This window comes from Pseudoxanthomonas indica (genome assembly GCF_900167565.1).
In the GTDB taxonomy this organism is placed as follows: domain Bacteria; phylum Pseudomonadota; class Gammaproteobacteria; order Xanthomonadales; family Xanthomonadaceae; genus Pseudoxanthomonas_A; species Pseudoxanthomonas_A indica.
The window spans coordinates 661,154-686,730 of the sequence record NZ_FUZV01000001.1; the positions used below are offsets into that span (position 1 = coordinate 661,154).

The 25,577-nt window shown below is 66.1% G+C and carries 25 protein-coding genes; 12 read left to right on the forward strand and 13 right to left on the reverse strand.

Annotation, left to right across the window (positions count from 1 at the left end; genetic code table 11):
* Nucleotides 1-2 precede the first annotated feature (2 nt).
* The gene (locus B5X78_RS03060) at nucleotides 3-596 is read right to left on the reverse strand and encodes a Maf family protein (protein WP_079722994.1); all 594 of its coding nucleotides are present in this window, start codon (nucleotides 594-596) and stop codon (nucleotides 3-5) included.
* Nucleotides 597-744: 148 nt separating this feature from the next.
* Between B5X78_RS03060 and B5X78_RS03065 the strand changes: the two genes are divergently transcribed.
* Both B5X78_RS03065 and B5X78_RS03070 read left to right on the forward strand, forming a co-directional pair.
* A complete protein-coding gene (locus B5X78_RS03065; protein WP_079722995.1) occupies nucleotides 745-1,488 on the forward strand; it encodes an SIMPL domain-containing protein in 744 nt (247 codons plus the stop codon).
* A gap of 229 nt (nucleotides 1,489-1,717) precedes the next feature.
* Nucleotides 1,718-2,377: an energy transducer TonB gene (locus B5X78_RS03070; RefSeq protein WP_079722996.1), complete on the forward strand. Its 660-nt coding sequence runs from the start codon at nucleotides 1,718-1,720 to the stop codon at nucleotides 2,375-2,377.
* Between the two features lie 100 nt (nucleotides 2,378-2,477).
* Here B5X78_RS03070 and rlmH read toward each other — a convergent pair whose 3' ends face one another.
* Nucleotides 2,478-2,948, reverse strand: a complete 471-nt coding sequence (gene rlmH, locus B5X78_RS03075; protein WP_079722997.1) for a 23S rRNA (pseudouridine(1915)-N(3))-methyltransferase RlmH — start codon at nucleotides 2,946-2,948, stop codon at nucleotides 2,478-2,480.
* Between the two features lie 120 nt (nucleotides 2,949-3,068).
* Between rlmH and B5X78_RS03080 the strand changes: the two genes are divergently transcribed.
* A complete protein-coding gene (locus tag B5X78_RS03080) occupies nucleotides 3,069-4,604 on the forward strand; it encodes an alkaline phosphatase PhoX (RefSeq protein ID WP_079722998.1) in 1,536 nt (511 codons plus the stop codon).
* 68 nt (nucleotides 4,605-4,672) lie between these two features.
* On the opposite strand, the gene rsfS is transcribed toward B5X78_RS03080, so the two are convergent.
* The 8 genes from rsfS to B5X78_RS03120 all read right to left on the reverse strand — a co-directional run bounded on the left by rsfS (nucleotide 4,673) and on the right by B5X78_RS03120 (nucleotide 11,775).
* Nucleotides 4,673-5,095, reverse strand: coding sequence for a ribosome silencing factor (gene rsfS / locus B5X78_RS03085; protein ID WP_079722999.1), 423 nt, complete (start codon nucleotides 5,093-5,095; stop codon nucleotides 4,673-4,675).
* 33 nt (nucleotides 5,096-5,128) lie between these two features.
* Nucleotides 5,129-5,806, reverse strand: a complete 678-nt coding sequence (nadD, locus tag B5X78_RS03090) for a nicotinate-nucleotide adenylyltransferase (protein WP_229731021.1) — start codon at nucleotides 5,804-5,806, stop codon at nucleotides 5,129-5,131.
* A gap of 4 nt (nucleotides 5,807-5,810) precedes the next feature.
* Complete coding sequence (gene holA, locus B5X78_RS03095; RefSeq protein ID WP_079723001.1) at nucleotides 5,811-6,842, reverse strand: DNA polymerase III subunit delta; 1,032 nt, start codon at nucleotides 6,840-6,842, stop codon at nucleotides 5,811-5,813.
* A complete protein-coding gene (locus B5X78_RS03100) occupies nucleotides 6,832-7,500 on the reverse strand; it encodes an LPS-assembly lipoprotein LptE (protein ID WP_079723002.1) in 669 nt (222 codons plus the stop codon). The genes holA and B5X78_RS03100 overlap by 11 nt, the downstream gene beginning before the upstream one ends.
* Before the next feature lie 80 nt (nucleotides 7,501-7,580).
* Nucleotides 7,581-10,211, reverse strand: coding sequence for a leucine--tRNA ligase (gene leuS / locus B5X78_RS03105; RefSeq protein ID WP_079723003.1), 2,631 nt, complete (start codon nucleotides 10,209-10,211; stop codon nucleotides 7,581-7,583).
* A gap of 120 nt (nucleotides 10,212-10,331) precedes the next feature.
* Nucleotides 10,332-10,952 (reverse strand): DUF998 domain-containing protein, encoded by a 621-nt coding sequence (locus B5X78_RS03110; protein ID WP_079723004.1) that lies wholly within the window; start codon nucleotides 10,950-10,952, stop codon nucleotides 10,332-10,334.
* Nucleotides 10,949-11,161, reverse strand: a complete 213-nt coding sequence (locus B5X78_RS03115; protein ID WP_079723005.1) for a helix-turn-helix transcriptional regulator — start codon at nucleotides 11,159-11,161, stop codon at nucleotides 10,949-10,951. The genes B5X78_RS03110 and B5X78_RS03115 overlap by 4 nt, the downstream gene beginning before the upstream one ends.
* Nucleotides 11,158-11,775, reverse strand: coding sequence for a hypothetical protein (locus tag B5X78_RS03120; RefSeq protein WP_079723006.1), 618 nt, complete (start codon nucleotides 11,773-11,775; stop codon nucleotides 11,158-11,160). Before B5X78_RS03120 ends, B5X78_RS03115 begins: the two co-directional genes overlap by 4 nt.
* A gap of 135 nt (nucleotides 11,776-11,910) precedes the next feature.
* On the opposite strand from B5X78_RS03120, the gene trxA reads away from it, so the two are divergent.
* The 6 genes from trxA to B5X78_RS03150 all read left to right on the forward strand — a co-directional run bounded on the left by trxA (nucleotide 11,911) and on the right by B5X78_RS03150 (nucleotide 16,474).
* Nucleotides 11,911-12,768 (forward strand): thioredoxin, encoded by an 858-nt coding sequence (gene trxA, locus B5X78_RS03125; RefSeq protein WP_079723007.1) that lies wholly within the window; start codon nucleotides 11,911-11,913, stop codon nucleotides 12,766-12,768.
* Between the two features lie 64 nt (nucleotides 12,769-12,832).
* Nucleotides 12,833-13,300, forward strand: a complete 468-nt coding sequence (locus B5X78_RS03130; RefSeq protein WP_079723008.1) for a DUF4442 domain-containing protein — start codon at nucleotides 12,833-12,835, stop codon at nucleotides 13,298-13,300.
* 80 nt (nucleotides 13,301-13,380) lie between these two features.
* Entirely contained in the window at nucleotides 13,381-14,046 is a 666-nt protein-coding gene (locus B5X78_RS03135) for a DUF502 domain-containing protein (RefSeq protein ID WP_079723009.1), read from the forward strand.
* A 97-nt stretch (nucleotides 14,047-14,143) separates the two neighbouring features.
* Entirely contained in the window at nucleotides 14,144-14,557 is a 414-nt protein-coding gene (locus B5X78_RS03140) for a hypothetical protein (RefSeq protein WP_139381366.1), read from the forward strand.
* Nucleotides 14,558-14,560: 3 nt separating this feature from the next.
* Complete coding sequence (locus B5X78_RS03145; protein ID WP_079723011.1) at nucleotides 14,561-15,337, forward strand: queuosine precursor transporter; 777 nt, start codon at nucleotides 14,561-14,563, stop codon at nucleotides 15,335-15,337.
* Between the two features lie 57 nt (nucleotides 15,338-15,394).
* On the forward strand, nucleotides 15,395-16,474 hold the full coding sequence (locus tag B5X78_RS03150; protein WP_079723012.1) for a serine hydrolase domain-containing protein: 1,080 nt from the start codon (nucleotides 15,395-15,397) through the stop codon (nucleotides 16,472-16,474).
* A 1-nt stretch (nucleotide 16,475) separates the two neighbouring features.
* Here the strand turns inward: B5X78_RS03150 and B5X78_RS03155 are convergent, their stop codons facing one another.
* On the reverse strand, nucleotides 16,476-18,071 hold the full coding sequence (locus B5X78_RS03155) for a phytoene desaturase family protein (RefSeq protein ID WP_079724405.1): 1,596 nt from the start codon (nucleotides 18,069-18,071) through the stop codon (nucleotides 16,476-16,478).
* A gap of 354 nt (nucleotides 18,072-18,425) precedes the next feature.
* Between B5X78_RS03155 and B5X78_RS03160 the strand changes: the two genes are divergently transcribed.
* The 3 genes from B5X78_RS03160 (at nucleotide 18,426) to B5X78_RS03170 (ending at nucleotide 24,486) form a co-directional block, all read left to right on the forward strand.
* On the forward strand, nucleotides 18,426-20,090 hold the full coding sequence (locus B5X78_RS03160) for a CHASE2 domain-containing protein (protein ID WP_176140764.1): 1,665 nt from the start codon (nucleotides 18,426-18,428) through the stop codon (nucleotides 20,088-20,090).
* Nucleotides 20,091-20,234: 144 nt separating this feature from the next.
* Complete coding sequence (locus tag B5X78_RS03165) at nucleotides 20,235-22,343, forward strand: M13 family metallopeptidase (protein ID WP_079723014.1); 2,109 nt, start codon at nucleotides 20,235-20,237, stop codon at nucleotides 22,341-22,343.
* A 148-nt stretch (nucleotides 22,344-22,491) separates the two neighbouring features.
* Nucleotides 22,492-24,486, forward strand: coding sequence for a M13 family metallopeptidase (locus tag B5X78_RS03170; protein ID WP_079723015.1), 1,995 nt, complete (start codon nucleotides 22,492-22,494; stop codon nucleotides 24,484-24,486).
* A 64-nt stretch (nucleotides 24,487-24,550) separates the two neighbouring features.
* On the opposite strand, the gene B5X78_RS03175 is transcribed toward B5X78_RS03170, so the two are convergent.
* Nucleotides 24,551-25,198: a rhomboid family intramembrane serine protease gene (locus tag B5X78_RS03175; protein WP_079723016.1), complete on the reverse strand. Its 648-nt coding sequence runs from the start codon at nucleotides 25,196-25,198 to the stop codon at nucleotides 24,551-24,553.
* Between the two features lie 40 nt (nucleotides 25,199-25,238).
* Nucleotides 25,239-25,574 (reverse strand): MGMT family protein, encoded by a 336-nt coding sequence (locus B5X78_RS03180; RefSeq protein ID WP_079723017.1) that lies wholly within the window; start codon nucleotides 25,572-25,574, stop codon nucleotides 25,239-25,241.
* Nucleotides 25,575-25,577 lie beyond the last annotated feature (3 nt).

Below are 25,577 nucleotides of genomic sequence, written 5' to 3' on the forward strand. Positions count from 1 at the left end.
CCCTAGTCCCTGGACGGTGGGGAGGTGGCCGGCAGCACGCCGAAGGCGCGCAGCAGGATGGCGGTTTCATGCACGGGCAAGCCCATCACGCCGGAGTAGCTGCCGGACAGGCGGGTCACGTACTGCTCGGCGCGGCCCTGGATGGCGTAGGCGCCGGCCTTGCCCATGGCCTCGCCACTGGCCAGGTACTCGGCGATGTCGGCTTCGCTGAGTACGGCAAAGCTGACTTCGGACACGGACACCGCCTGCGCCTCACGGCTGGCGCTGACCACCGACACGGCCGAGATCACCTGGTGGGTGCGGCCGGAAAGGCGCCGCAGCATGCCGGCGGCATCGGCCAGGTCGGCCGGCTTGCCGAAGACCTCGTCATCCAGCACCACCTCGGTGTCGGCGCCCAGCACCACCGCGCCGGGCACGGTCATCACCTTGAGCAGGCCGGCGCCGGCCTTTTCACGGGCGACACGACGGACATACTCCTCGGCCGCTTCGCCGGGACCACGGTGCTCGGGGAGGTCGAGATCGATGCGGCCGAAGTCCAGCCCCAGGCGGGTCAACAGTTCGGCGCGACGGGGAGACTGGGAAGCCAAATGCAGCATCGGGGAAGAATAACCTGAGGTCAGTCGCTGAACGCCGGTTTAGCGCCGCCGCTGACACGGAAACCCGACTCGACTCACAACGCGTTCATTGAAAGGTGAACACCCTTCGTTCCCGTTGGAACCCACCTGGACGCAACAAGGAGAACCCATGCGCCTTTCCCCGCTTCGCCCGTTGATGCTCGCCCTGTCCCTGGCCCTAGGAACCATGACGATGTCTGCCCATGCCCAGACCGCCGCCACCGGCTACGCGATTCCCGCCGACGGCACCCTGCTCAATGTCTCGGCCCAGGCCGAAGCCTCGCGCGCGCCGGACGTGGCGACCGTATCGGCCGGCGTGGTCACCCAGGCCGCCGACGGCAACACCGCCCTGCGCCAGAACGCCGAGCAGATGACCAAGGTGGTGGCTGCGATCAAGGCGGCCGGCGTGGCCGACAAGGACATCCAGACCAGTGGCATCAGCCTCAACCCGCAGTACCGCTATGTCGAGAACGAAGCACCGAAGATCACCGGCTACCAGGCCAGCAACAACGTCAATCTGAAGATCCGCGACATCGCCAAGCTGGGCAAGGTGCTGGACGCACTCGCCGCCGTAGGCGCCAACCAGATCAACGGTCCCAGCTTTGAAATCGACCAGCCCGAGCCGGTCTACGACGAAGCACGCCTGGCTGCGTTGAAGAAGGCGCAGACCCGCGCCGAAACCTACGCCAAGGCGCTGGGCCTGAAGGTGCGCCGGATCGTCAGCATCTCCGAAGGCGGCAATGGCTTCCGCCCGCCGATGCCGATGATGGCCATGCGCGCCGGCATGATGGATGCGAAGGAGTCCACGCCGGTGTCGCCGGGTGAAACCACGCTATCGGTCAACCTGGACGTGGTGTTCGAACTGGGTCGTTGATGCTTCGCGCAGCTCGATGAGCAAGACCGAAACGGCGCCGCAAGGCGTCGTTTCTTTTTGCGGACCAGGACGACCGGCACTTTTCATCCGACCAACGTCTTAGTCACCCCCTATTGACGGACCACACGCCCGAGTACAGTCTGGAACTGCGGCGCAACGGGGAGTGTCTGCAACCCCACCTGACGTGACCGCGCGTTGTACCAGTCACAGCCCTTCATGGAGGTGGATCATGGTTCGCGCACTCCCTTTCCGTACCCCTGCTCGCCTGGACTTCGGCCGCGTCATCGCCCTCGCCGCCGCCATCGCGCTACACCTGCTCGCCCTCCTGCTGCTGTTGATTCCGATGGCCGCGCCGCCGCTGGAACGGGTGGTGGAAGAGCGGATTCCGTGGACCCAACCGATCAAACCGGTGATTCCGCCACAGCCACCGCAACCGATTGAACCCCTGCGTCCGGTCACCAGCCAACCGCCCACCGTGCAGCCCACGGTGATTCCGCCGACGGTGCTCCCGCAGACCTCGCAGATTGTTGACACCGGTACCCTGCAAGCCAGCGAAGGCATCGAGTCGGTCGTACCCGGCAACGACATCGGCCCCGTCGACACCTCACCAATGATCGGCTCGCAGCTGCAATACGTGACCGCGCCGCCGCCGCCGTATCCCGGCGCCGAACAGCGCCGCGGCATCGAAGGCACGGTGACGCTGCGCATCCTGGTGGACGTGGATGGCAAGCCGCTGGAAGTGAGCGTGGATGCCAGCAGTGGCAACCGCAACCTGGATCGCGCGGCCAGCCAGCATGTACTCAAGCATTGGCGCTTCAAGCCGGCGGTGCGCGATGGCGTTGCGGTGCAGGCTTATGGCCTGGTGCCGATCTCGTTCGCGCTGCGCTGATCGATCGCGTCGGCAACACCAGATACACAGCCCGCCGAAAGGCGGGCTGTTTGTTTGCAGGGGCCACATGGCGGCGGATGGTTCGTGTCAGGCGCGCCGGTCACGCACGATGATAGGGATGGTTGGCCAGCATCGCCGCCGCGCGATAGACCTGCTCGGCCACCACCAGCCTGGCCAGCATATGCGGCAAGGTCAGCGGACTGAGCGACCAGGTTTCGTGCGCCGCAGCCAGTACATCCGGTGCATGCCCTTCCGGACCGCCAATCAGGAACGCCAAATCGCGCCCCTGCCCGCGCCAATGCTCCAGGCGTTGCGCCAGTTGCTCGGAGCTGTAGGGCTTGCCGGTGACTTCCAGCGCGACGACATGCGCATTCTTGGGAATGGCGGCGAGTACGCGCTTGCCCTCGTCATCGATTGCGCGCTGCGGGTCGCGTCCCTTGCCGCGCAGCCCGGGTTCGATCTCGACCAGTTCCAGCGGCAGCCAGTGCGACAGTCGTTTCTGGTATTCGGCAAAACCCTGCGCGACCCAGCCAGGCGCGCGTTCTCCGGTGGCAATCAACCTGCTTTTCATGGCGTCATGATAGCGGCGCGACCGTCTGTCGTAGCGCGATTATCCGGGTCATGTGGTTGTCATCCCGGCGTTACCTGGCTTGCCTAGGGTCGAGACTCCCCCGCCAGATGGAGTCGCCTGATGAAGGTTTTCGATCCTGCCCGCCGCCACGTCCTGAAAGGTAGCGCCGCCGCCATGGCGGTAGGCGCCATCGGCAGCCTGGGCGCCCTGCAATCGCGCCAGGCCCTGGCCGCGCACGCGTCGCACCCACCGGTCCGGCTGGCGCCAGTGCCCAGTCGCTATGGACCGTTGGCGCCGGTGGCGGATCGCAGTACCGGCTTGCCACTGCTGCAATTGCCGAAGGGCTTCAGCTATCGCTCGTTTGGCTGGAGCGGCGATCGCATGGACGATGGCCAGCCCTGTCCGGATCGCCACGATGGCATGGCGGTGGTCGGCGTGCGCCAGGCGCGCCGTCGCGGCCGGCCGTTCGGGCTGGAATACGTGCTGATCCGCAATCACGAACGCGGCGCCGCCGCGAGCATCCGCGCGCCCGGCATGTACGACACCGGCTTGGTGGATGGGGTCAACCAGGCCGGCGGTGGCACCACCACGCTGAGCTACCGCCTGGGTGGCGACTGGGGCGCGCTGGAACCCAGCCTGGGCGGCACCCTGGTCAATTGCGCAGGCGGTCCGACGCCGTGGGGCACCTGGCTCAGTTGCGAGGAGATCAAGACCGATCTGCGCTCCAGCACGGGCCATCGGCATGGCTACGTGTTCGAGGTCGATCCGCAAAGCCAGCGCACCACCGGGCGACCGCTGACCGGGCTCGGTCGCTTCAGCCATGAAGCCGTGGCCGTGGATCCGCGCAGCGGCATCGTTTACCTGACCGAGGACGACCGCAACAAGTCGGGGCTGTATCGCTTCGTTCCCAACGATCGACGCGGCCGCAATGGTTCACTCGAACACGGTGGTCGCCTGCAGGCCGCGCGCGTACGCGGCCGGCGCAATGCGGATCTGACCGTGGCGGCCATCGGCGATCGCTATCGGCTGGACTGGGTGGACATCGAGTATCCGGATCTGGATGGCATCGTCGCGCCAACGGGCTTTCCCGACATCAGCGCGGGAGAAACCCTCAGCGGTCCGTTCGCCCAGGCCTGGAGCGACGGCGCGCTGCGGATGAGCCGCGGTGAAGGCATCTGGTACAGCTACGGCAAGATGTTCATCGTCGACACCAGCACGGGCGTCGATGCGCAGGGACGCAAGGGGCGCGGCAACGGCGCGGTGTGGGTGCTGGATCTGTTCCAGCAGTCCTTGCAGGCCCTGTTCGTCAGCGGCCACCAGCTGGCCGCACACAACCCCGACAACATCACGGTCAGCGCGCGCGGCGGCGTGGTGTTGTGCGAGGACGGCGGCGAAAGTCCGGACGACTACGGGCCGGGCGCACGCCTGATTGGGCTCACCCGCGCCGGCGAATCGTTCCATCTATGCAAGAACAACATCCAGCTGACCTCGACCCAGATAGCCAACGCCGGCAAGCAGGTCGAAGAAGGCGACTATCGCGACAGCGAGTTCTGTGGCGCCTGCTGGGATCCGCTGTCACGCACCTTGTTCGTCAACATCCAGACGCCGGGCATCACGGTCGCCATCAACGGTCCGTGGGAACGCGGCCCGCTCTGAGCGTTGCGCCCGCGAAAACAACAACGGCGCCTGCGGGCGCCGTTGTCTTGTCGCGAACTGACGAAAGCTCAACGCCGATCGTTGGCGCCGGCCGGCAGCTCATCGTGCTCCGGCGGCTGATCGCCGACCGTCCACAGTCGCTCCAGCGCATAGAACTCGCGTACGCGCGGCAGCATGACGTGGACGATGACGTCGCCCAGGTCGACCAGCACCCATTCGGCCTCGCGCTCGCCTTCCACACCCAGCGGCATGACATCGAGCTTCTTGGCGAACTTCACCACTTCATCGGCAATCGACTTGACGTGGCGGGTGGAAGTGCCGGAGGCGATGACCATGAAATCGGCCACGCTGGATTTTCCGCGCACATCGATTTCGACAACTTCCTTGGCTTTGAGCTCCTCCACGGCCGCATGCACGGTCTTGAGCAATTCCGGGACCGACGGCGGCGGGCTGGGGAGGCGGGTCTTGATGACGTGCGCTTGGCTGGACAAAGGCTTCGTTACGGGAGTGAAGACGGGCTGGGATTATACCCAAGCGTCCGGGCGACCCGTCGTGAAGTACAGCCGTTCGTCCGCTATGTAGGCGGCCACGGCCGCAGGCAGCAAGTCCCGCCAGGGCTGGCCGGTGGCGATGCGCTGGCGCAGGTCGCTGGCCGATTCGGGCTGCAGCGGCTGGTGCAGGCGATAGACGCGGCCGGCGGGCGTTGCGGCCAGCACCTCGGGGTGGTCGACCCAGCGATCCCGCAGCTCGATGCCCAGCTCGCTCGCCAGCGCGCCATCCAGCGGGCTGCCGGGGCGCTCCGCCACCACGAAATGGGCCAGCGTGAACAATCTGCGCCAGGCCTTCCAGGTGGGCAGCGACACCAGGCTGTCGGCCCCGACCAGCAGCGCGATCGGCGCGTCGGCGCCGAGTTCGCCACGCAATTCGTGAAGCGTATCCACGCTGTAGGAACGCGCGTGTGGCTGGCGCTGCGCGCGCTCCAGTTCACGCCTGTCCACCTGCAGGCCCGGCTGGCCTGCCACCGCCAGTTCCAGCATCCGCGCGCGTTGCCCGGCGTTGGCGCCAGGCGGCGGGCGATGCGGGGGATCGGCGGCGGGCATCAGGCGCACCGGCGCATCCAGTTCATCGCGGGCCGCGCGGGCGATGGCCAGATGGCCGTTGTGGACCGGGTCGAAGGTGCCGCCGTAATACAGGTTGAGCATGCGCTCAGGCCACGAGCAGGCGTACCGCACGCGCTTCGGCAATCGCCAGCAACAGGCGCTCCAGCGCAACCCAGGCATCGCCGGCGGCGCGCCCCTTGGCGATGCGGTCGATGCGCGAGGCTTCGACCACGAAACGCTCCCAGCGCTGCGCCGAGGCATGCCGCTGCAGCGCGCGCTTGAAGGGCGCCTGCTTGGAATCCCAGATGCCCTGCGCCTTCATTTCAGCGGCCAGGTTGCCGCCTTGCGCCTGCACCCGCGCCAGCGCGGCAGTACGCAGCAGTTCCTTGACGATCATCGGCATCAGCCCGGCCACCACGTCGCCTTCGGCGCGCAGTCCGGCCAGCATGCGCGAGACCTGCGGCCCCTGCCCGGCCAGCATCGCGTCGGTCAGGCGAAACACGTCGTAACGCGCCGCGTCGGCCACCAGCGATTCCATCTGCGCGGCGGTGAGCGTCTGGCCTTCGGCCAGCAGGGCGAGCTTGTCGATTTCCTGCGCCGCCGCCAGCAGGTTGCCATCCACGCGTTCGGCCAGCGCCTGCACGGCATCGCGTTCGGCGCGCACACCACGGGTGCGCAGCCGGCTCTCAATCCAGCCCGGCAGCTCATGCGGCTTGACGGCCCAGGCCACGGCGATCACCCCGGCCTGCGCAATGGCGTCGGCCCACTTGCCGTGGTGCGCCTTGCTCCACTCGCCGGCGGTGATCAGCAACACGACATCGGCCGGCGGATTGGCGCAGAAACGACTGATGACCTCGGCGCCGTCCTTGCCCGGCTTGCCAGACGGCAGGCGCACTTCGATCAGGCGCTGTGCGCTGAACAAGCTGGGCGCATTGAAGCTGGCGTCGAGCTGGTGCCAGTCGAAATCGCGGCCGTCGGCGTCGAATACCTCGCGCTCGCCGATGCCCTGCGCGCGCGCCTGCTGGCGCACCGCGTCGGCGGCTTCCAGCACGCGCAGCGTTTCCGGTCCGGCGATCAGGTACACCGGCCGCAGCGGCTCACCGCTGCGCGAGGCCAGCGCTTCCGGCTTAAGTTCCATCAGCAGGCGTCGTCGGTTCGACCGGCGTGCTCCTTTCCACCGGCGTTGCAGCTGGCTCCGGCGTTGCGGCATCGGCCGGCGGCGGAACGTCGGCAGGCGCGCTGCCTTCGAGCGGCACGGCGCCATCGGCTGGCTCGGCCACGGGCGGCACCACCAGCGAACGAGTACGCAATACGCCATCGATGCGACGCAGGATGGACGCGGCCATTTCGCGGCGCAGTTCATCGGCCAGGATTTCGCGCTCGGTGCTGGTGCCGGTGGCGTTCTGCGGCGGCGACACGTAATCGCGCGACAGTTCGACCACCTGCTGCGGCACCAGGACCGTACCATCGGCCGTCTGGAAGACGAAGATCGCCGCATAGCGCAGGCTGTATTCCTGCGCACGACCCAGCTCGTCGATGGCGATGGGCTGATCGCCCCAGCGTTCGGACACGATGCGCAGCGTGGCCACGTCCTTGCTGCCTTCCGGGGCGATCTGCGCGCCCGAACTCTGCAGGCCGCGCTCGACCGGCTGGGTCAGCTGGCTGTAGCGCACGTTGGACACCACCAGCACCGGGCCCAGCCCTTCCGGCAGGGCGATCTGGTTGCGCAGGTGGAAGCCGCAACCGGCCAGGGAGAGGATCAGCGCGGCGGCGGCAAACAGGCGGATTCGGGTCATGGACGAAGTCTGGACGAGGCCGACAGGGCCGGCAATAGCGTAACGCGACTGCAGGTGAACGCTGTGCGGCGACGCGCCACTCAGCCGGCGACCAGGTTGACGATCTTGCCCGGGACGATGATGACCTTGCGGATCGTCATGCCTTCCATGAACTTGGCAGTGTTGGGTTCGGCCTTGGCCAGCGCTTCGATCAGATCCTTGGGTGCATCGGCGGCCACTTCGATCGTGCCGCGCAGCTTGCCGTTGACCTGCACCGCCAGCACCACCGAGTCGCGCACCAGCGCGGCCGGGTCGGCCTGCGGGAACGGCACGTCCTCAATCAGCGTCTCGGCGTGGCCCAGCAGTTGCCACAACGCATGGCTGCTGTGCGGGGTGATCGGGTTGAGCAGCAGCGCCGCCGCGGCCAGCGCTTCCTGCCGCACCGCACGGCCCTGCGCGCTGGCGTCGTCGAACTTGCCCAAGGCGTTGGACAGCTCCATCACCGCGGCAATGGCGGTGTTGAAACTGTGGCGCTTGCCGTAGTCGTTGCCCACCTTGTCGATGGTTTCGTGGGTCTTGCGGCGCAGCGCCTTCTGGTTGGCGTCCAGCGCGGCCACGTCCAGCGCAGGCGCGGCGCCGTCGGCGACGTGCTTCTGCACCTGCGTCCACAGCCGGCGCAGGAACCGCGCCATGCCTTCCACGCCGGCTTCGTTCCACTCCAGCGACTGTTCCGGCGGCGCGGCAAACATCGAGAACAGGCGCACGGTGTCGGCGCCGAACTTGTCGACCATCGCCTGCGGATCCACGCCATTGTTCTTGGACTTGGACATCTTCTCGACCGCGCCGATATGCACCGGCTGGCCATCGGCGCGCAGGCTGGCGCCGGTGATGCGACCACGCTCATCGCGCTGCACGTCGACATCGGCCGGATTGATCCAGTCCTTGGAGCCATCGCTGTTGTCGCGATAGAAGGTCTCGGCGATCACCATGCCCTGGGTCAGCAGGTTGGTGGCCGGCTCGTCGCTGTCCACCATCCGCGCGTCACGCAGGAGCTTGTGATAGAAGCGGAAGTACATCAGGTGCAGGATCGCGTGTTCGATGCCGCCGATGTACTGATCCACCGGAAGCCAGTAGTTGCCGCGCTTGTCGACCATCTCGCGCGCACCCGGCGAGGTATAGCGCGCGTAGTACCAGCTCGACTCCATGAAGGTGTCGAAAGTGTCAGTCTCGCGCTCGGCCGCACCGCCGCAATCCGGGCAGGTGGTCTTGCGCCATTCCGGGTTGGCCTTGATCGGCGACTTCACGCCGTCCAGGGTCACGTCTTCCGGCAACACCACCGGCAATTGCGCGTCCGGCACCGGCACCGCGCCACACTTGTCGCAGTAGATCACTGGAATCGGGCAACCCCAGTAGCGCTGGCGCGAGACGCCCCAGTCGCGCAGGCGATAGTTGACCCGACGCTGGCCACGGCCCTGGCGCTCGAATCGTTCGGCCAGTGCTTCAAAGGCACCCTGGTAATCCAGGCCGTCGAATTCGCCGGAGTTGACCAGCTCCAGATCATCGCGGCTCTTGTCGCCGTACCAGTCGCGCCAGGTGCTGGCGTCGTAGGATTTTTCCTCGTCGTTCTTCGGCGCCTTCAGCGCAATCACTTGGCGCACCGGCAGCGCGTACTTGTTGGCGAATTCGAAGTCGCGCTGGTCATGGCCAGGCACGGCCATCACCGCACCGGTGCCGTAGCCCATCAGCACGAAGTTGGCGACCCACACCGGCAGCTTCTCGCCGGTGATCGGATGCACGGCGCGCAGGCCGGTGTCCATGCCGCGCTTTTCCTGGGTTTCCAGTTCGGCTTCGGACACGCCACCTTGCTTGAGCAGGGCCAGGAAGTCGGCCAGCGCCGGATTGATCGCCGCCGCCTTCTGCGCCAGCGGATGTTCGCCGGCGATCGACAGGAAGGTCACGCCCATCAGCGTGTCCGGACGGGTGGTGAACACCGTCAGCGGCTCATGGCCGGCGTCCACCGCGAACTGGATTTCCAGGCCTTCGGAACGGCCAATCCAGTTGCGCTGCATGGTCTTGACTGATTCGGGCCAGCCCGGCAGTTCGTCCAGCCCGTCCAGCAGTTCCTGCGCATAGTCGGTAATGCGCAGGAACCATTGCGGGATCTCGCGCTTTTCCACCAGCGCGCCGGAGCGCCAGCCACGGCCGTCGATCACCTGCTCGTTGGCCAGCACGGTCTGGTCCACCGGATCCCAGTTCACCACCGAGTTCTTGCGGTAGGCCAGGCCCTTGCGCAGCAGGCGGGTGAACATGCGCTGCTCGTGCACGTAGTAATCCGGCCGGCAGGTGGCGAACTCGCGCGACCAGTCGATCGCATAGCCCAGCGACTTGAGCTGGCTGCGCATGTGATCGATGTTGGCGTAGGTCCACTTGGCCGGCGCGGTCTTGTTCTTGATCGCGGCGTTCTCGGCCGGCAGGCCGAAGGCATCCCAGCCCATCGGCTGCAGCACGTTGTGGCCGGTCATGCGCTTGTAGCGGCTGATCACATCGCCGATGGTGTAGTTGCGCACATGGCCCATGTGCAGCGCACCGGACGGATACGGCAGCATCGACAGGCAGTAGAACTTGGGCTTGTCCGATTGCTCGTTGACCTCGAAGGCCCGACGGGACTCCCAGTAGGCCTGGGCGGCGGATTCGACGGACTGGGGATCGTAGACGGCGGTTTCGGCGGACATGACCAATCAGAATGAGGCGACGGCAAAGCGCACAAGGGTACCGCAGCGCAGCAGGCCACTCCACTTCCGTCGGCTGTCGCCCGCGCGCGCCACACCTCGGTGGCCCGCCCGGCGTGAGAGTTATTGCGAGGAAACGCGCCCCGCCACGGCGTTCCAGCCACTGCGCCCGGCCAGGATCAACCAGCCCCACCACACGGCCAGCGACAGCCGCTGCGCCAGGCCCGCCGGCAGCAACGCCACGCCCACCATCACCAGCAGCAACAACAACAGCGGCGCCCACACCGAAACCCGGGCCAGTCCCCGCCATGCCAGCTGACCGCGCAGGCCCCAGGCCAGCAACCAGGCACCCGGGCAGAACGCCACCCACCACAGCATCCAGGCCGTGGCGTGCCAGCTGCTGGCGCGGTTATGCAGATCGGTGGGGTCCATCGGCAACAGGCCCATGGCCACGAAGCCCAGGCAGGACAGCAGCACCAGCTGCGCGCCGATGCGCAGCGGCCAGCCCGCCTGCGCGGGCAGGCGCTGGCGCAATTGCATCATCGCCATCGCCGCCATCAGGCCCGGCCACATCAAGCCGAGCAGGTTGAAGGCGTTGGCCTGCGGCACCTCGCGCGCGCCGAGCGCGTCAAAGGGAAAGTGCAGATGCGAGTAACCCGGCCACATCGCGGCAAACGCGAGCACCGCCACGGTGAAGATCAGCGCGCCCAACAACGCCGTATGGCGCAACACCCACGTACTCATTCCGGCCAACGGAACACCTCTTCAACGCCCAGGTTGAACGCCCGCGCGATGCGGAACGCCAGTTCAAGCGAGGGCGCATAGCGCCCTGCTTCCAGCGCAATGATAGTTTGTCGGGTCACGCCGCAGGCATCGGCCAGCGCCTGCTGGGTCATGTCGCCCTGCTGCTGGCGCAAACGACGGATGTCATTGGCAATGGGCGTGCCGGTCATTGCCGGTCGCGCCAGTACTGCCCGGCGATGGCGGCATATTCCACCAGCCAGCCCAGCATCAGGCCGAAGATCAGCAGGTTGGCCAGGAAGAACGGCGTGGCCCATATCAGGCGATCCTGCGGGGAAAAGCCCAGCGTCAGCGCCAGCGCAATGACCAGGAACACCAGCGCGCCGCGGCCCCACGCACTGGCACGCTGCAGGATTTCGCGGTCGCGTTCGTCCTCCTGCACCTTGTCCTGCCAGCGCGACGCCAGTACCTGCCCCACTACCGCCCAGGCGATTCCGAGCGTGACCAGATTGCGCACCACCACCCGCGCATCGATGTTGTCACTGTCGAACAACGGCAACTTGGCGAAGAAATAGATGACTGCCGCGAGCATGAAGAACAGGCCGATCCAGGCCCGCCATTCGCCCGGCGACACCGCCTCATCCAGATCGCCACTGCGGCCATGGCCCAGTTGGTACAACGAAATCCAGGCCACGCTGATCAACGCCACCGCCCCCACCTGCCCCAGGTCGAAACCCAGTAGTTGGCCGCTGCCGGCAATCATCAGCCACAGGGCAGCGGCGGCCGCGAACAACAAGGCAATCGGGCGCACGGGCACGCGTTTCATGATGGGCGGTCCACTGGGTCGATGTAACATTTACCTTACATCAGCGACCCCGGGGAATGTCAAGTAAACATTACATTGGCTTGTATCCTGCCGCGTCGGCACCATCTTCCAGCCAGCTGACCTTCCAGGAATCCCATGAGCCAGATGCCCCACGTGTTCGATGCCACCACCGAGACCTTTGAAGCCGACGTCCTGCAGAAATCGCTGGACGTGCCGGTGCTGGTGGATTTCTGGGCCACGTGGTGCGGCCCCTGCAAGACGCTGGGTCCCATCCTGGAAAAGCTGGCCGGCGAGTACAACGGCGCGTTCCAACTGGCCAAGGTCGACGTGGACAAGGAACAGCAGATCGCGGCGGCGTTCCAGATCCGCTCGGTGCCGACCGTGTTCCTGGTCAAGGGTGGCCAGCTGGTCGACGGCTTTCCCGGCGCATTGCCGGAAGGCCAGTTGCGCGAGTTTCTGAAGCAGCACGGCATCGAGCCCGCGCAAGCCGTGGAAGCCGAGGCCGCGCCGGCAGCGGTGGTCGATCCGCATTCCGCGGTCATCGCCGCGCGCAAGGCGGTGGAACTTGAACCCGACAAGGAAGAATTGAAGCTGGATCTGGCGTTGGCGCTGCTGAAAGTGGGCGGCGCCAAGGAAGCCGAAGCCCTGCTCGACGCCCTGCCCGCCAACCTGGCCACCGATGATCGCGCCGTGCGCGCCCGCGCGCGCCTGGGCTTTGTCGCAGCGTTGGCCGACGCTCCGCCGCAGGAAGTGCTGGAAGCCGCCATCGCCGCCGATGCCGGCGATCTGCGTGCACGCCACCTGCGCGGCGTGCATCACCTGATTGCCGGCGAAGACGAAGCCGCGCTGGCCCAGTTCCTGGAAATCCTGCGCCGCGACCGTGCCTATCAGGACGGGCTGGCGAAGAAATCGCTGATCGACGCCTTCCGCGTGATCGAGGACGAAGATCTGGTCGGGCACTATCGCCGCAAGATGTCGTCCCTGCTGTTCTGAAGCTTCTCCATACCGACAGGTATGGTAGCCTGCGGACCTTCCCCCGAAGGTCCGCCGTCGCCGCATGAAGGCTTCTGTTCTTCGCCACATCTTCAATCTCTGGCCGCCCTTCCTGGCCAGCGGCATCCACGTCACCCACATGAGCGCCGACTGGCGCCACGCACGCGTCGAACTGCGCATGCGCCCGTGGAATCGCAACTACGTGGGCACGCATTTCGGCGGCAACCTGTTTTCGATGACCGATCCGTTCTGGATGATCCTGCTCAAGGAAAGCCTGGGCGGCGACTACTTCGTCTGGGACAAGGCCGGCGAGATCGAGTTCGTCAAACCCGGCCAGGGCCGGGTCAGCGCGGAATTCCGCGTGCAGGAAGACCTGCTCGATGCGTTGCGCCAAGCCACCGCCAACGGCGAAAAGCATCTGCATTGGCTACCGGTGGATGTGATCGACGCCCAAGGCGAAGTGGTGGCGCGCGTACGCAAACAGATCTACGTTCGGCTCAAGCCGCGCGCGCGCCGCGCCGGGCAGGCGTGAGGGCGAACCGGCCTTGAGCGGCGACCGTGCTTGCTGCAGTCAATCGCACGCAAAAGGGTAATCGACCCTACAATAGTGGCATGCCCCCCGAAGCCCCCCGCCCCTCGCTGCAACGCCTGTTCCTGACCGGTCTGCTGACCCTGCTGCCCATCTGGTTGACCTGGGTGGTGGTGAAGTTCGTCTTCGTGCTGTTGTCCGACATCAGCAAGCCGTTCGTGGGTCCGGCCTCGCACCAGATCGCCGCTTCCTTTCCGCAGGCGCTGGGTTGGTTCAATGCCGCGTGGGTGCAGAACACGTTTGCCTTGATCGCCACGCTGCTGGCGATCCTGGCGGTAGGCTGGCTGGCGCGCCGCGTGATCGGACAACAACTGCTGCGCTGGTTCGAGATCCTGATCCAGCGCATTCCGCTCGCCAGCACCATTTACAACAGCGCGCGCCAGTTGCTGGATATCCTGCAGACCAAACCGGGCAGCACCCAGCGCGTGGTGTTGATTGATTTCCCCCACCGCGACATGAAGTCCGTGGGCTTGGTCACGCGCGTGATCCTGGAAGAAGGCACCGGCCGCGAACTGGCCGCGGTGTATGTGCCCACCACGCCCAATCCCACCTCGGGTTATCTGGAAATCGTGCCGGTGGAACTGCTCACGCCGACCGACTGGAGCGTGGATCAGGCGATGAGTTTCATCATCTCCGGGGGCGCTGTGTCACCCGCGTCGATGCCGTTTACGCGCACGGCAGACAAGTAAGCAACGCGACGCGAGAAGATTCCCGAAGCGTTCAAGTTTCCTCTTCCCTCACATCTGGAATGTTCTGTAGGTTGAGCCGCGTCACAAGGAGTAGACGATGGCTACACCCAACTACCATGCGGGCCCTGGGACGCCCCGCATTGCACGGCGCGCGAGCGCCACGAACAGCAGCAAAGGCGGCGATGCCGCCAACGAGGGAAACATGGATACGCGCCTCACCAAACTCGAAGCCGTCTTGCCCATGTTGGCCACCAAGGCTGACCTGGAATCGCTGCGAGCCTCATTGGCCCATTCCCTGGGTGATATCAAGACCGAGTTCGAGCGCGGCCAAAAAGAAAACCGCGCCTGGATGCTCACCACCGTGCTGGCCTTGTTCCTGGGCGTGGTCACCTTGGGTACCTTTCTGTCCCGCAATCTGGACCAGCGCCTGGCTCCGTCGTCCGCCTCGGAACGTCCTGTTACGATGCCACTGACCCACGCCCCTCCCACCGAACGCTCACTGGCGCACTAGCCCATGACCAACGGCCGTACCCTCGACGATCGCGCGGTACGGCTCTTCATCGGATTGGCCGCATTCTTTTGTGTCAACGCGGTGCTGGCGGAGTTCATCGGGGTCAAGATTTTCGCGCTGGAAGACACGCTGGGGCTGGCGCCCTGGGAGTGGAATCTCTTCGGTCAGAATGGCTCGCTCAACTTCACCGTCGGCACGCTGCTCTGGCCGTTTGTCTTCATCCTCACCGACACGGTCAATGAGTTCTTTGGCCGACACGGCGTGCGTTTCATTTCGTGGCTGGCGGTCGCGCTGATTGTCTTTGGTTTTGTGTTCGCCTTTCTCGCCATCGCCACGGCGCCGGCGCAATGGTGGATCACGGCGGCGCAGGCCCAGGGCGTACCGGATTACCAGGCCGCCTTCGCGGCCATCTTTGGCCAGGGCATGTGGTCCATCGTCGGCTCCATCATCGCCTTCCTGATTGGCCAGTTGATTGACGTCGCGGTCTTCTACCGGATACGCCAGGCCACCGGCGAACGCCACGTCTGGCTACGCGCCACCGGTTCCACCGCCATCTCGCAGCTGGTGGACAGTTTCGTGGTGATCTGGATTGCGTTTGTACTGGGTCCGCAGAAGTGGCCCACCTCGCTGTTCCTGGCAGTCAGCTCGGTCAACTACGCCTACAAGATGCTGGCGGCCGTGGCCCTGATTCCGCTGCTGTACCTCATGCGCCACCTGATTCGTCGCTACCTGGGCGAAGCCCGCGAGCGCCAGCTGCGGCAGGAAGCGGCGGCGGACTGAAGCCAGCCCGGCACTTTGCCGGTATGCTCCGGCTTCCACGACGCTGGGGGGTGTTTGATGATGCTGTCGCGCAGGTGGTCCGCTTTTTCCGTCTTCTTCATCAGTCTTTGCCTGCCCGCCTCCGCTGGCCTGGCCGCCGAACCCAGCGCCGCGCAAGCGGCCGTCATCGCCCAGCAGATGCAGCGCTATGAAGGTCGCGTGCCGGGCGCTGCGCTGCTGGTGCTGCAGGACGGCCAGCCGGTGGTATCGCGCGGCTTTGGCCTGGCCAATCTGGAGGATGCGATTGCCGTCACTCCGCAGAGCAATTTCCGCCTGGCCTCGATCAGCAAACAGTTCACTGCTGCCAGCATCCTGTTGCTGGCCGAAGACGGCAAACTGCGCCTGGAGGATCCCGTCAAACGCTGGCTGCCGTCATTGCCGTCGGCGGCTGACCGCATCACCCTGCGCCATCTGCTGAGCCACACTTCCGGCCTGATCGACTACGAAGAGGTGATGCCCGCCGATCAAAGCGAGCAGTTGCATGACATCGATGTGCTGCATCTGCTGGAAGGCCAGGATCGCACCTACTTCGCGCCGGGGTCGTCGTATCGCTACAGCAACAGCGGCTATGCGTTGTTGGCGCTGATCGTGGGCAAGGCCTCGGGCCAGGATTTCGCCAGCTTCCTGCGCCAGCGGATCTTCCTGCCGTTGGGCATGAACAACACCGTTGCGCTGGAGGAAGGCCGCAGCAGCGTGGTCAACCGCGCCTATGGCTACAGCGAAACCGATGGCCGTTGGCAGCGCACGGATCAGAGTTCCACCAGCGCCGTGCTGGGTGATGGCGGAATCTATTCGTCCCTCGATGACCTGGCGCGCTGGGATGCCGCGCTGTATGACGAGCGGCTGCTGAAGGCCGAGTCGCTCAAGCTGGCTTTCAGCCCGGCCACCCGTACCGACGAACCGCATGTGCCCTTTTATGGTTTCGGCTGGCGCATCGACGGCGACACCTTGTGGCATTCGGGCGAGAGCATCGGCTTCCGCAATGTCATCCTGCGCTTTCCGAAGGAACGGCTGACCGTGCTGTTGCTGAGCAACCGCAACGATCCCGAGCCGTATGCGACCGCCAGCGCGATCGCCGAGGCATTCCGCCAGCGCTGAATCAGCGCAGGTCGGCGAGGATCGTGCGTGAGGCGTTGTGACCGGGCGCGCCGGTCACCCCGCCACCCGGATGGGTGCCGGATCCGCACAGGTACAGGCCCGGAATGGCGCCGCGATAATCGGCTTGCCCCAGCATCGGGCGCGCACTGAAAAGCTGGTTGAGCGAGAGCGCGCCATGGAAGATGTCGCCGCCGACCAGGCCGAAGATGCGCTCCAGATCCAGCGGACTCAGCACCTGCCGTCCCAGCACGGAATCGGCAAAGCCCGGTGCGAAGCGCTCCACCGTGGCGATCATCAGATCGGCGACTTCCTCGCGGTGGTCGTCCCAACTGCGGCCATCAGGCAGCGTGGGCGCGACGTGTTGGCAGAACAGGCTGGCCACGTGCTGGCCCGCCGGCGCCAGCGAATCATCCAGGGTGGACGGAATCAGCATCTCGACTATCGGCTGGCGCGACCAGCCGTTCGCCAGTGCGTCGCGGTAAGCCTGATCCATGTAGTCCAGACTCGGCGCCATGATGATCCCGGCGGTCAGGTGATCACCTTCGCCCGGCAAGGCACTGAAGTCCGGCAACCGTGACAGCGCCACATTCATGCGGAACGTGCCGGAACCACAGCGCCAGTTGTCCATCCGCTCGCGGGTGGCGGCGGGCACGTCCTGCGGGCGCATCAAGCGCTGATAAAGCAGCTTGGGATTGACGTTGGCGACGACCGCGCGTGCGCGTAGGGTTTCGCCCGCTTCGGTGATCACCCCGACCGCGCGTCCCTTTTCCACCAGCACTTCCCGCACGGCGGCGTCGGTGCGCAGTTCCACCCCCGCCGCGCGCGCCGCACTTGCCATGGCCTGGGTGATCGCGCCCATGCCTCCGATTGCATGCCCCCACGCACCCTTGACTCCGTTCACTTCGCCAAAGACGTGATGCAGCAAGACATACGCCGAACCGGGCGTGTACGGGCTGGCGTAGTTGCCGACCACGCCGTCGAAGCCGAACAGCGCCTTGATTGGCGCGCTTTCGAACCAGCGATCCAGATACTCGGCCGCCGAAATGGTGAACAGATCCAGCAACTCCTGGCGCAGGGTTTCATCCAGCGCATGCAGGCGCTTGCCCAAGCGGCCGGCGCGCAGCAGTTCCGGCAACGCCTTCCACCAGCCGCCATCAGTCAGGTTGGGCGGCGGTTCCAGCGCCAGCGCGCGCAACACGTCGGCAATCGCATCCAGGCGCGCCTCGTAAGCCGGCAGGCGTTCGGCATCACGCCCGGAGAACTTGGCCACCTGGGCCTGGGTCTGGCCCTCGCCGGTCAGCAGATACTGGCCATCGGGCAGTGGCAGGAAGTTGTTGCGGCGGCGTTGCACGATGCGCAAGCCATGGGCATGCAGATCCAGATCCGCGATGACCTTCGGTTGCAGCAGCGATACCGTGTAAGACGCCACCGAGTTGCGGAAGCCCGGGTGGAATTCTTCGGTGACCGCAGCGCCGCCCAGCACCGGGCGCCGCTCCAGCACCGTCACCTTCAGGCCGGCCTTGGCCAGGTAGGTGGCGCAGACCAGGCCATTGTGGCCACCACCGAGCAACACCACGTCGCGGGTCGCCTCAGCCATGACGATGATCCGCACGCGATCCGGTCGCGGACATGGCCCGGTCATGGGGCTGGCTATACTGGAACGCGGAATGGCAGGAAAGGCAGCGCGGGGCGACAGGTTTGGGCACGACAGGAGTCCGGGCAAAAGCAAGGCAGGTCGGCATGGCCATGACCATGCACGTTGCCCAGAGCATAACCGGCGACCGCGGCGCCGGCGTCGGATTGCGCGGGCCGTGGCCGCCGTCCGTATTCACGGTTCCACGAGTTTCCGCCCCCGGCGCGTACTATGGGCGGGTGGGCAATGTCGGTGCCCAGGGGAAGATGGGACCGCCAGGTAATGCCATTTCAATCACCACGTCCGCCTGCTGAGCCTATGACGTCGAGCCTGGCTGTCCCCACTACGCGCAACCGCCTGCTGATCGCCATCGGCGCGGCCGCGCTGGTGTCGTGCCTGATCCTGCTGGGACTGACCCGGCGCGCGGACGCCTGGATGTATGACCGGCTGAGCTCGGCCACCTCGCACCAACCGGATCCGCGCATCGTCGTGGTGGCGATCGATGACAAGAGCCTGGCCGAACTGGGCCGCTGGCCGTGGTCACGGCGCACCCATGCACGCCTGGTCGATGAGCTGGGCCGCATCGGCGTGCGCGGTATTGGTCTGGACTTGTTGCTGTCCGAACCGGCGCTGTTCGATCCCGAAGGCGATGCTCTGCTCGCGCGCGCGATGAGCCGCAATGGCCGCGTCGTCCTGCCGGTGCTGGCCGAGCCGACCCAGTTGAACGGCCCGCCGGTCGAACTGTTGCCGATTCCGGAGTTCTCGGCCTCGGCGGCTTCGTTGGGCCATGTGGATGTGGCCGCCGATGCCGATGGCGCGGTGCGCAGCACGTTCCTGCGCGCGGGCCAGGGTTCGCCGCGCTGGCCGAGCCTGTCGCTGGCGCTCAGTCAGCTGGATCAGGCCGTGGACGTCAACGTGGCCCTGCCCGGCGAACGGGTCGAGCAGGTGCCGTCCAGCTCACCCCAGCAATGGGTGCGCGACTACCGCGTGCTGATTCCCTTCGCGCGACCTGTCACCGGCTTCTCGCAGGTCTCCTACACCGATGTGATCAATGGCCGGGTGTCTGCCGACCAGCTGAGAGACCGCTGGATCCTGGTGGGGACCACGGCGCTGGGCATGGGCGAACCGGTTCGCGTGCCCAACCGCAGCGCCGTGCATGCACTCAGTGGCGTGCAGTACGAGGCCAACGTGCTCAACATGCTGCTGCAGGACAAGGCGGTCACGCCGATGTCGCTGGGCGCGCAACTGTTGCTGTCGATTGTCCTGGTGGCGGCGCCGCTGTTGCTGTGCAGCCTGCCGGGCATGCGACCGCTGTGGCGACCGGCGCTTGTGATGATGGCGGTGACTCTGCTGCTTTCGTTCGCGCTGCTGCAGTTCGGTCGCCTGTGGTTTCCGGTGTCGGCCAGCCTGCTGGTGCTGGCGGTGGGCGCCTCCATCTGGCTGTACAGCTACATCCGCCGCACCCGCCATGCGGCCCAGACCGATGCACTGACGGGGCTGGCCAATCGCGGCAAGTTCAACAGCGCACTGGAACAGGAACTGCGCAGCGCCCAGCGCAGCCAGCTGCCGCTGTCGCTGCTGTTGCTGGACATCGATCAGTTCCGCCAACTCAATGACAGCCACGGCGCCGGTGCGGGCGACGCGGTGTTGCGCCTGCTTGCACGCGTGCTGCGCGGGCGTGCGCGACGTCCACGCGATGTCATCGCCCGTTTGAACGCCGACGAATTCGCCGTGCTGCTGCCGGAAACCTCGGCGCAGGCGGCGGCGACCATCGCCACCACCATCCATGTGGACCTGGCCAACCTGGCCGCACGCGGCGAGCGCAATGCCGAAGCACCGGCCTTCACCGCCTGCATCGGCATGCACACTGCGGCAGCCAGCGACGAACTGGCAGCGACCGACTTGTTCGAACGCGCCGATGCCGCCCTGTTCCAGGCCAAACAGGCGGGACGCAATCGCAGCGCAGGCCACGCCGCCGGCTGATTTGCCGGCCTTGTGAAGAAGACTTGTTCCCGCCGGGCACATGACCTTCGACACCCCCTGCCCGTCGGGGCAAGGAGTAAAGTCCGCCGCACGTCCACGCCGGACGCCCTTGAACCCATCGCCCTTGCGGGCCGGAGTACCTTCGTGACCTTTCGCAAACCGCAGCTTCTTCTCCTGTCATTGGCCGTCACCGCCGCGCTGGCAGGCTGCTCCAAACCCAACGATGCCGCCTCGCCTGACGCCGCCGCCCAGGCCACGCCCGCCGCGGCCGAGCTGAAGCTCACGCTGGACGAAAGCAAGCTGCCGCCGGTCAACCGCTTCCAGCTCGCCGATCTCGACGACAGCAAGGGCGCCTGCACCGATTTCGGTGGCTACATCAACAGCAAGTGGCTGGCGGCCAACCCGATCCCGGGAGACCGCAGCAGCTGGGGCGCGTTCGAAATGCTCGACGAGCGTTCCACTGCCGTGCAGCGCCAGTTGGCCGAGCAGGCCGCCGCGCACACCGGTACGGGCGTCGAGAAGTTGGTCGGCGATTTCTGGGCCACCGGCATGGATACCGACAAGATCAACCAGCAGGGCGTCGAGCCGCTCAAGCCTTACCTGGGTGAAATCGATGCGCTGACCGATGGCCCGTCCGTGGCCGAGTTCCTGCGCAAGTCCGCGGCCAAGGGTAATGGCTTCCTGATTGGCATCGGTTCGATGCCGGACTTCAAGCAGTCCGACATCAACATCGCCGCCACCGGCCAGGGCGGCCTGGGCCTGCCGGACGTGCCGTACTACAGCAAGCCCGATTACAAGGCCATTCGCGAAGCCTATGTGGCGCACATCGCCAAGGTGCTGGAACTGTCCGGCGTGCCGGCCGCCGATGCGGCCAAGCAGGCCAAGGACGTGCTGGCGTTCGAAACCCGCCTGGCCAAGGTCTCCAAGTCCTCGGAAGAGTTCTCGCGCGATGTGGGCCTGTACTACAACCCGGTCACCGTGGCCGATGCCGACAAGCTGTCGCCGAACTTCCCGTTCTCCAAGCTGTTCGAATCGCAGGGCGTCAAGGCCCCGGAAAAATTCTCGCTGTCAGTGCCGGCCTACCACGCCGAAGTCAGCAAGATGCTGGCCGACGTGCCGGTGGAGCAGTGGAAGTCCTACCTGCGTTTCCACCTGGTGGATGACGCCTCGCCGTATCTGTCCGATGCCTTCGTCGACGAGAACTTCAACTTCTACGGCAAGGAACTGAGCGGCAAGAAGGAACTGCGCGAGCGCGGCAAGCGCGTGCTCGACACCGTCGATGATCAGGTCGGCGAAGCGCTGGGCCAGATGTACGTCAAGGTGGCCTTCCCGGCCGAGTCCAAGCAGAAGATGGAAGCGCTGATCAAGAACCTGAGCGATTCGCTCAAGCTGCGCATCGAAAACCTGGCCTGGATGAGCGCCGACACCAAGAAGAAGGCCATCGAGAAGTGGGCCGCCTTCCAGCCGCGCGTCGGCTACCCGGACAAGTGGCGTGAATGGACCGGCCTGACCACCAGCCGCGACAGCTACATCGGCAACGTGCTGGCCGCGCGCGAGTTCAACTACAAGTGGGACATCAGCAAGATTGGCCAGCCGGTGGACAAGACCGAATGGGGCATGCGCCCGCAGACGGTCAACGCCTCCTACAACCCGCTGGCCAACCAGCTGACCTTCCCGGCCGCCATCCTGCAGCCGCCGTTCTTTGATCCCAACGCGGACGATGCGGTGAACTACGGCGGCATCGGCGCGGTCATCGGCCACGAGATGACCCACGGCTACGACGACCAGGGTTCGCGCTTCGGACCGACCGGCAACATGGAAAACTGGTGGACCCAGGCCGACGCCGACGGCTTCAAGTCGCGCACCGGCAAGCTGGTGGCGCAGTTCGACGGCTACCGCACCGCCGACGGCAAGCCGGTCAACGGCAACCACACGCTGGGCGAGAACATCGCCGACCTGGGTGGCCTGGCCACCGCCTATGACGCCATGAAGAAGGCCACCGCCAACACGCCGGACCCGATGATTGACGGCCTGAGCCGCGACCAGCGCTTCTTCGCCGGCTGGGCCACGGTGTGGCGCCGCAACATGACGGCCAAGGAAATCGACAAGCGCCTGCAGACCGACGAGCACGCACTGGCCGATTTCCGCGCGATTGGCGCGCCGTCCAACCTGCCGGCCTTCGCCGCTGCGTTCAAGTGCAAGGCGGGCGATGCGATGGTGCGTGATGGCGACAAGCAGGTCGTGATCTGGTAATCCACGGCTCGCAATGAAGCAAAGGAAGGCCCGGGGAAACCCGGGCCTTCCTGCTTTGCACGTGGCGACAGCCGAACTGTGCGGCGCGTTCAGGGACTTCATGCCGCGCTTGCTAGAATCCGCCCGACCTCAATACCCGGAAGCCCCGATGTCCTCACTCCGCGCGCTTGGCAAACCCTCCCTGCTCGCCTTTGCCCTGGTCGCCGCGCTGGGCAGCACCCATGCCGACGCCGCCAAGAAGAAGGCCAAGGCCCCGGCGGTGAGCGCGCAGTGCAGTGACTTCTATGCCTCGGCCAATGCCGACTGGCTCAAGGCCAATACCGCCGGCAGCGCGTTGGGCCAGCTGCGCGAGCGCAGCCAGCAACAGCAGCGCGACCTGCTGCAGGCCGCGATGCAGTCACCGCAAGGCAACGTGCAGAAACTGCTCGGCGATTTCTGGGCCAGCGGCCTGGATGAAGCCGCCGTGGAAGCCGACGGCGCGCGTCCCATCGCCCCGCTGCTGGATCGCATCAACGCCATCCGCAAACCCAAGGAAGTCGCACCGGCAATCGCCGCGCTACACCAGGTGGGTATTCCGGTGGCCTTCAATTTCAGCCCGGATGTGGATCTGCGCGCGCTGGATCGCCACATCGGCTACTTCATGCAGGGCGGCCTGGGCCTGCCCGACCCCGCCTACTACACCCGCAGCGATGCCGACACGCAGCAGGTGATGACCCGCTATCGCGCCTACGTGAAGCAGATCCTGGCCCTGACCGGTTCGGCCAAGGACAAGCTGGATGCCGATGCACAGGCGGTGATTGATCTGGAAACCCGCCTGGCGCGCGTGTCCAAGCCGCTGGTGGATCTGCGCAATCCGCTGACCAACTACGCGCCGGTCGCCACCAAGGAGCTGGGCAAGCAGTACAAGAACCTGCAGCTGGATGCCTTCCTCAAGGCGCAGGGCGTGAACGATGACACGGTGTCGATGGCCGATGCGGAACTGTTCCGCCAGATCGATGCCTTGATCGCCAGCCTCAAGCCGGACCAGTGGAAGGCTTACCTGCGCTGGCGCGTGGGTGATGCCATGGCGCCGCATCTGGCCAAGTCGTTCCGCGATGCCGAGTTCGAATTCCGCGGCCGGGTGATGCGCGGTCAGAGCACGCCGCCGCCGCGCTGGCAGGAAGTGCTGGACGCCATCAACCTGGCGGCCGGCCCGATGCTGGGCAAGGAATACGCCGCCCGTTACCTGCCGCAAGCCACCGACAGCCAGGCCGAAGCCATCGCCGCACAGGTGCGCGATGCGCTGGAGCGCCGCCTCGAAGCCAGCAGCTGGCTCAGCGCGCAGGCCAAGAGCGAAGCCAAGGACAAGCTGGAAAAGCTGAAGATCGAAGTCGGTACGCCGCATCGCGACATCGACTACAGCGTGCAGCCGATGGGCCGTGGCAGTTTTGGCGGCAACATCCTGATTGCTTCCACCTGGCGCCATCGCGAAGAGATGAAGCGCATCGGCAAGGGCAATGCGGATCGCCGCTGGGACGTGCTGCCGCAGCAACCGGCGCTGGCCTATGACCTGGCGCAGAACCGTCTGATCGTCACCGCCGCGGTATTGCAGGCGCCGGTGTACGACGCCAGCCGCGACCCCGCTGGCGTGTATGGCGCCTATGGTGCGCTGGTCGGTCGCGAACTCAACCGCGGCTTCGACAACCGCGGCCGCATGGTCGATGCCAAGGGCCAGATCCGCGACTGGTGGTCGCCGGCCGATCTGGCCGCGTGGACGGGCCTGACCGGCAAGGTCGCCTCACAATTCGATGGCTACAACTACCCGGAACTGAAGAACGTCAAGGTCAACGGCAAGTTGGTGGCCGACGAATCCACCGCCGATCTGGCCGGCGTCGAACTGGCGTGGGATGCCTACCAGAACGCGCAACCGCAGGCGGGCACGGCGTCGAAGCAGGCGTTCTTCCAGGCCTGGGCGCAGCTGTGGGCGCAGAAGTTCGGCGAAGCCGACGCCGCGCAGCGCGCCGCCAGCGACGTGCATGCCCCGGGCGTGTGGCGTACCAACGCCCCGCTGGCCAACCTGCCGGCGTTCGCCGCCACCTACACCTGCAAGCCGGGCCAGCCGATGCAGCGCAGTGAAGCGGAGCAGGTGCGCATCTGGCGCTGATCACCGGCCATGCACTGAAATGAAAAACGGCGGGCCTGGCCCGCCGTTTTTTTTCCTGTCGTGCTTACTTGACGATGCGCATCCGCGGCGGCGGCGGACGCCGCTTGCCGAACGGCGGTTGTCCACGCCAATAGCGAATCAACAGGTAGCCGAAGATCATGCCACCCAAGTGCGCCAGATGCGCCACGCCGGCCTGCGAGCCGGTGACCGCGTAGAACACCGCTAGCGCGCCGTAGATGATCACCAGCGTGCGTGCGCGGATTTCCATCGGAATCGGAAAGATGATCATGCGCTGGTTGGGGAACAGCATGCCGAAGCCCAGCAGCAAGCCATACACGCCGCCGGACGCACCCACGGTGGGAATGTCCAGGCCCATCCAGGTGACCAGCGCCAGCTGGCACAGGTTGCCGCCGACCACGCAGACCAGGAAGTAGGTGAGGAAGCGACGCTCGCCCCACACTGCTTCCAGCGCGGAACCGAACATCCACAGCGCCAGCATGTTGAACGCCAGGTGCAGGAACGAGCCGTGCATGAAACCGGCCGTGAGCAGCTGCCAGGGCAGGAACGAATAAGTCGGCTCGGCGATGTTGAGCGGAATCGGCCACAGCGCGAACGGCGCCTGCGCCACGGGGCTGATCACCATTCCCAGCAGGAACACCACGCAGTTGGCGATGATGAGCGCGCGGGTCATGGGCAGGATTTGAGGCAGCATGCAGCGGTTCCGGTTCGGCGTACGCGGCCATGATAAGGCCTCAGCGCGAAGGGCCCCACAACACTTCATCGAGATCACGCGCGGCCTTCAGCCCGCGCACACGTCCTTTTTCCACCCGCACGCCCTCGGCGCGCAGGCGCTGGCTTTGCTCGCGCCAGCCGCGTGAACCTTCCGGGAAGGCGATGCGTCCGTCCGATCGCAGCACGCGGTGCCAGGGCAGGTCGGGGTCTTCGTTCTGGCCGAGGATGCGCGCCACCAGGCGGGCGCGGCCGGGCAGGCCGGCACGGCGCGCGACTTCGCCATAGCCGGCGACCTGTCCGCGCGGGATCGCGCGGATGGCGTGCAGGATGCGTGTCTCGGCGTTGGGTTCGCTCATGCA

Bases quoted from the DNA above. Each gene is read 5' to 3' on its own strand.
- B5X78_RS03160 (WP_176140764.1), top strand. From the start codon at position 18,426: ATGACGTCGAGCCTGGCTGTCCCCACTACGCGCAACCGCCTGCTGATC.
- nadD (WP_229731021.1), bottom strand. From the start codon at position 5,806: ATGCTCAACCTGTATTACGGCGGCACCTTCGACCCGGTCCACAACGGC.
- B5X78_RS03175 (WP_079723016.1), bottom strand. From the start codon at position 25,198: ATGCTGCCTCAAATCCTGCCCATGACCCGCGCGCTCATCATCGCCAAC.
- B5X78_RS03080 (WP_079722998.1), top strand. From the start codon at position 3,069: ATGAAGGTTTTCGATCCTGCCCGCCGCCACGTCCTGAAAGGTAGCGCC.
- B5X78_RS03170 (WP_079723015.1), top strand. From the start codon at position 22,492: ATGTCCTCACTCCGCGCGCTTGGCAAACCCTCCCTGCTCGCCTTTGCC.
- B5X78_RS03130 (WP_079723008.1), top strand. From the start codon at position 12,833: ATGAAGGCTTCTGTTCTTCGCCACATCTTCAATCTCTGGCCGCCCTTC.
- B5X78_RS03070 (WP_079722996.1), top strand. From the start codon at position 1,718: ATGGTTCGCGCACTCCCTTTCCGTACCCCTGCTCGCCTGGACTTCGGC.
- B5X78_RS03065 (WP_079722995.1), top strand. From the start codon at position 745: ATGCGCCTTTCCCCGCTTCGCCCGTTGATGCTCGCCCTGTCCCTGGCC.
- B5X78_RS03135 (WP_079723009.1), top strand. From the start codon at position 13,381: ATGCCCCCCGAAGCCCCCCGCCCCTCGCTGCAACGCCTGTTCCTGACC.
- B5X78_RS03180 (WP_079723017.1), bottom strand. From the start codon at position 25,574: ATGAGCGAACCCAACGCCGAGACACGCATCCTGCACGCCATCCGCGCG.
- B5X78_RS03120 (WP_079723006.1), bottom strand. From the start codon at position 11,775: ATGAAACGCGTGCCCGTGCGCCCGATTGCCTTGTTGTTCGCGGCCGCC.
- holA (WP_079723001.1), bottom strand. From the start codon at position 6,842: ATGGAACTTAAGCCGGAAGCGCTGGCCTCGCGCAGCGGTGAGCCGCTG.
- B5X78_RS03115 (WP_079723005.1), bottom strand. From the start codon at position 11,161: ATGACCGGCACGCCCATTGCCAATGACATCCGTCGTTTGCGCCAGCAG.
- B5X78_RS03150 (WP_079723012.1), top strand. From the start codon at position 15,395: ATGATGCTGTCGCGCAGGTGGTCCGCTTTTTCCGTCTTCTTCATCAGT.
- leuS (WP_079723003.1), bottom strand. From the start codon at position 10,211: ATGTCCGCCGAAACCGCCGTCTACGATCCCCAGTCCGTCGAATCCGCC.
- trxA (WP_079723007.1), top strand. From the start codon at position 11,911: ATGAGCCAGATGCCCCACGTGTTCGATGCCACCACCGAGACCTTTGAA.
- B5X78_RS03060 (WP_079722994.1), bottom strand. From the start codon at position 596: ATGCTGCATTTGGCTTCCCAGTCTCCCCGTCGCGCCGAACTGTTGACC.
- B5X78_RS03145 (WP_079723011.1), top strand. From the start codon at position 14,561: ATGACCAACGGCCGTACCCTCGACGATCGCGCGGTACGGCTCTTCATC.
- B5X78_RS03100 (WP_079723002.1), bottom strand. From the start codon at position 7,500: ATGACCCGAATCCGCCTGTTTGCCGCCGCCGCGCTGATCCTCTCCCTG.
- B5X78_RS03140 (WP_139381366.1), top strand. From the start codon at position 14,144: ATGGCTACACCCAACTACCATGCGGGCCCTGGGACGCCCCGCATTGCA.
- B5X78_RS03155 (WP_079724405.1), bottom strand. From the start codon at position 18,071: ATGGCTGAGGCGACCCGCGACGTGGTGTTGCTCGGTGGTGGCCACAAT.
- rlmH (WP_079722997.1), bottom strand. From the start codon at position 2,948: ATGAAAAGCAGGTTGATTGCCACCGGAGAACGCGCGCCTGGCTGGGTC.
- B5X78_RS03110 (WP_079723004.1), bottom strand. From the start codon at position 10,952: ATGAGTACGTGGGTGTTGCGCCATACGGCGTTGTTGGGCGCGCTGATC.